Raw genomic sequence first — 3,643 nt, 5'->3', positions numbered from 1 at the left:
CACGCTGGTGGTGATCCGCAGCCAGTCCGCCACGCTCGCCGGGGAGGCGACGAACAGGTCGAGCAGCCCGTCGTCGAACTGGGCGTCCGGGAGGAGTTGGACGTTGCCCTGCAACTGCCCGACGTTGCCGACCATCACCAGGCCGGCATGGCGCTCGATCGGCTCGCCCTCGTCGAGCGTCACAGTCACGTCGAAGGACGGCAGGTTGGCCGCGTCGCCGGCGGCCATCACATAGGCGGCCGGTCCGAGGACCTTCTTCAGGCCTTCGTCGGTGCCGCTCATGATCCGTGCATCCAGGCCCATCCCGGCCATCACCGCGATGTGCTCGGGCTCGGCGTCGTCGATCGTCACCTCGACCAAGTCGATCCGGTCCTGGCGTCCGCCCAGGATCACCCGGAGCGCCTCGGCCTCGTCCAGCGGAATACGGAGGTTGCGGGCGAGTAGATTGCCGGTGCCCGAAGGCAACAGGCCGAGCGGGACGCCGGAGCCGGCGAGTTCGGAACACACCACCCGCACCGTTCCGTCGCCGCCGGCCGCCATTACCAACTCGACGCCCGCCTCGAGAGCTCGCCGGGTCATGCCGCGTCCGGGATCGTCGGGGGTGGTCTCCAGGAACATCGGCGTCCAGCCGTATTCACGACAATCGCCCTCGACATGCCGCCGGAAGGCCGCCCAGTCGGGAATCTTGGTGGGGTTGACCACGATGGCGCAGCGTCGCGGGTTCTTGGCCGCCAGCACGGCGGCCCGGGTCGGACGTTCCGGCTGCATGTGCACCCGGGTGACGGTGAGCGCGAGGCTGGCAGTGAACCCGCCGAACAGCGCACCCCCGACCAGGTCACTGATCCAATGCGCGTGCAGCAGCCACCTGTCGAACGCCACCAGCAGAATCAGCGCCACGCCGAGCCAACGCCAGAGTTCGATCACCGAGCGCGGCTGCTTGGTGGTGGTCGTGGTGGCGATGACCACCAGGGCGGCGGTCACGATGCCGACCATGTGCCCCGAGGGGTAGGAGTAGCCGCTGTTGCCGATCAGTTCGGTGAGGGTGTCCGGCGGTCGCGGGCGGGCGATCAGGGTGCGGGTCAGTTCGTGACCGGCCCAGCCGAGCGCGATGGCCAGCAGTATGCCGACGGTCAGGTTGCGCAGTCGGCGCCGGAACGCCCAGATCGCGATGCCGGCCAGCGCACAGTTCACCACCACCGGATGGAACACGATGGCGACCGCGGCGGCGATCTGAATGATGTGGTTCTGCCAGCGCGGCGCGGGCGCCTGGACCGCATCCAGCGTGGTGAGCGCGCCGGTGAACAGCAGCGCCGTCCAGACCGCGAAGCCCGCAGCGAAGCCGATGGTGGCGATCAGGCCCAAGCCCGGCCGACGGCTGCGCATGCGTCATTGTGTCATCACGGACGCCGCCGCGGACGTCGAACTCGGTGTCGCCGCAGCGAGGTTCCTGTGCTGTGCGTCAGCCGGGCAGCACTAGCCGCCCTGGGCGTCCAGGAAGTCGATGGTCGGAATGAAGAACAGGCTGCCGGTGACCGCGGTGGAGAAGTCGAGGATGCGGTCGTGATTGCTGCCGGCCGGGTCGCCGAGGAACATGTGCCGCAGCATCTCTTCAATCGTCGTCACGTCGGCCGCGTAGCCGATGAAGTAAGTGCCGAACGTGCCGCTGCCGACCGAGCCGAACGGCATGTTCTCGCGGACGATCTGGCGGTCGGTGCCGTCCGGCGCGGTGATGCTGTTCAGGGCGACGTGCGAGTCCGGCGCCTTCTTGTCGTCGGGGATCTCGATGTCGCTGAGCTTGTGGCGTCCGATCACCCGCTCCTGTTCTTCGACGGTGAGCCGTTCCCAGCTGGTCAGGTCGTGCAGGTAGCGCTGCACGATCAGGTAGCTGCTGCCGGCGAACGGGCCGTCGGCGACATAGGCCGTCCGGTCGGCTTCGATCCCGGTCGGGCTCTCGGTGCCGTCCACGAAGCCGAGCAGGTCGCGCTCGTCGAAGTACCGGAAGCCCTGCAGTTCGTCCGCGACCACAGCCAGGCCGTCCAGTCGGAGGGTCAGTTGATGGGCCAGTTCGAAACACAGGTCGAACCGCTGGCCGCGGATGTGGAAGACGAGGTCGCCCGGGGTGGACGGCGCGTGGTGGGCCGGACCGTTCAACTCGACGAAAGGGTGCAGACCGTTGGGTTTCGGTTCGCCGGGGAACAACCTGTCCCACGCCTGCGAGCCGATTCCGGCGACGCAGGTCGTGACGGCGTCCGGGTAGCGGAAACAGACTGCCCGGATGATCGAGGTGACGTCGCCGAGGGCCGCGCGGACGGCCTGCTCCTGGCCCTCCGAGATGGTCATCACCAAGACGATGGCCGCCTCGGAAGGCAGTACGACAACGGGTTGAGAGATGCTGTCCACGGTCCTGAGCGTAACGGGAGGCGCGGAGCCTGCCGATAGGCTGAGCGGGTGATCGACCCGAAATTGTTGCGCACCGAACCCGATCGTCTGCGAGCCGCACAAGAGGCGCGTGGCGAGTCCGTCGCGCTGGTCGACGAGCTGATCGCCGCTGATGAGGCTCGACGCTCCTCGATCGCCGCGTTCGAGTCGTTGCGGGCCGAGCAGAAGTCGCTCGGCAAGGACGTCGCGCGCGCCAAGGGCGACGAGAAGGCGGCGCTGATCACCCGCACCCGGGAGCTTGCGGCGCAGGTCAAGGCCGCGGACGCTGCTGCCACCGAAGCCGGGGCGCGGTTCGACGAGCTGATGCTGGCGCTGCCCAACCCTGTCTTCGACGACGTCCCGCGCGGTGGCGAGGACGACTTCGTGGTGGTCTCGACCCACGGCACCCCGCGCGACTTCGAGGCCGAAGGCTTCACCCCACGGGACCACCTCGAGCTGGGTGAATTGCTCGGCGCGATCGACATCCCGCGCGGCGCGAAGGTCTCCGGCGCTCGCTTCTACTTCCTCACCGGACAAGGGGCGATGCTCGAGCTGGCGCTGATCAACCTGGCCATGGCGAAGGCGATGGAGTGGGGATTCACCCCCATCCTGCCGCCGGCGCTGGTCAAGCCGTCCTCTATGGAGGGCACCGGGTACCTCGGCCAGGCCGCCCAGGACGTCTACCACCTGCCGGCCGACGACCTCTACCTGGTCGGCACCTCCGAGGTGGCGCTGGCCGCCTATCACAGCGACGAGATCCTGGACGCCGCCACGCTGCCCCGGCTGTATGCCGGGTATTCGCCCTGCTACCGGCGCGAGGCGGGCAGCTACGGCAAGGACACCAAGGGCATCTTCCGGGTGCACTGGTTCGACAAGGTCGAGATGTTCGTACATTGCCGTCCCGACGAGGCGGACGCCCTGCACCGCAAGCTGCTGGAGTTCGAGAAGGAGTTCATCACCGCGCTCGAGTTGCCGTTCCAGGTGCTCGAAGTGGCCTCCGGCGACCTCGGCCTGAGCGCGGCCCGCAAGTACGACTGCTACGGCTGGATCCCCAGCCAGGGCAAGTATCGCGAGATCACCTCGACTTCGAACTGCACCACCTTCCAGGCCCGCCGGCTGAACATCCGGATGCGCACCGAGACCGGCATCGAGTCGGTGGCGACGTTGAACGGCACCCTGTGCGCGATGACCCGGATGATCATCCTGCTGCTGGAGAACCACCAGC

At 68.0% G+C, this 3,643-nt stretch carries 3 protein-coding genes; 1 reads left to right on the top strand and 2 read right to left on the bottom strand.

The features are described from left to right. Both Q0066_RS01550 and Q0066_RS01545 read right to left on the bottom strand, forming a co-directional pair. A partial coding sequence (locus Q0066_RS01550) for a diacylglycerol kinase family protein (RefSeq protein WP_298129383.1) occupies positions 1-1,383 on the bottom strand: 1,383 nt, incomplete at its 3' end. Positions 1,384-1,473: 90 nt separating this feature from the next. Beyond that, on the bottom strand, positions 1,474-2,400 hold the full coding sequence (locus Q0066_RS01545) for a Dyp-type peroxidase (protein WP_298129381.1): 927 nt from the start codon (positions 2,398-2,400) through the stop codon (positions 1,474-1,476). A 48-nt stretch (positions 2,401-2,448) separates the two neighbouring features. Here Q0066_RS01545 and serS point away from each other — a divergent pair. Then, the coding region (gene serS / locus Q0066_RS01540; RefSeq protein ID WP_298129379.1) for a serine--tRNA ligase at positions 2,449-3,643 on the top strand (1,195 nt) is incomplete at its 3' end.

Source organism: Micropruina sp., assembly GCF_027492755.1.
Lineage (GTDB): Bacteria > Actinomycetota > Actinomycetes > Propionibacteriales > Propionibacteriaceae > Micropruina.
The sequence above is the reverse complement of the archived record's forward strand: the minus strand, read 5'-3'. Positions and strand labels throughout refer to the sequence as shown.